General features: G+C 71.1%; 1 protein-coding gene. It reads right to left on the minus strand.

The window, feature by feature from the left end; all coding sequences use genetic code 11:
- The coding region (locus CCN37_RS38185; RefSeq protein ID WP_168201064.1) for a protein kinase at positions 1 to 424 on the minus strand (424 nt) is incomplete at its 3' end.
- Between the last annotated feature and the right edge of the window lie 184 nt (positions 425 to 608).

Below are 608 nucleotides of genomic sequence, written 5' to 3' on the forward strand. Positions count from 1 at the left end.
CGTCGCGGTGCACCAGGCCGAGCGCGTGCGTGCTGTCGAGCGCTGCGGCGACCTGGCCGACGATGCGCAGCGTCTCCTGGAACCCGAGCACCCCGTTGCGCTCGTTGAGCACCTGCCGCAGGTTGTGGCCCTGGACGTAGTGCATCGCCAGGTAGCGCGAACGCCCGACCTCGCCCGCCGCGTACACCGGGACCACGTTGGGGTGCTTGATGGTCAGCGCGATGCGCGACTCACGCTCGAAGCGCTCGCTCAGCCCCGGCGAGGACTCCTGGACCTTCAGCGCGACCAAGCGGTTGTGGTGGCTGATGTCCTCGACGAGGTAGACCGTGCTCATGTTCGTGCGCGAGAGCGCGGTGCGGCGGCGGTAGGCGGGCAGCAGGTCCCAGGCGACGTCGTCGAGGTACCCGTCTTCTGTCTCTTGCACCGCCGTCCTCGGGGTTGGAGGTCCGCGCAGTCTAACGGCCGCACACCCCCGCCAGGCCGAAGCCGCGAGCCCCGCCCCCACTCCTCCGCCCACTCAACGCCCCGCGCACGCCAAAACCGTTCCTAGACGACCGCCAGGCGCGATGAGTGGGGGCGGGGCTCGCGGCTTCGGCCTGGCGGGGGTG

The sequence above is a fragment of the Allokutzneria sp. NRRL B-24872 genome (assembly GCF_002155965.1).
Lineage (GTDB): Bacteria > Actinomycetota > Actinomycetes > Mycobacteriales > Pseudonocardiaceae > Allokutzneria.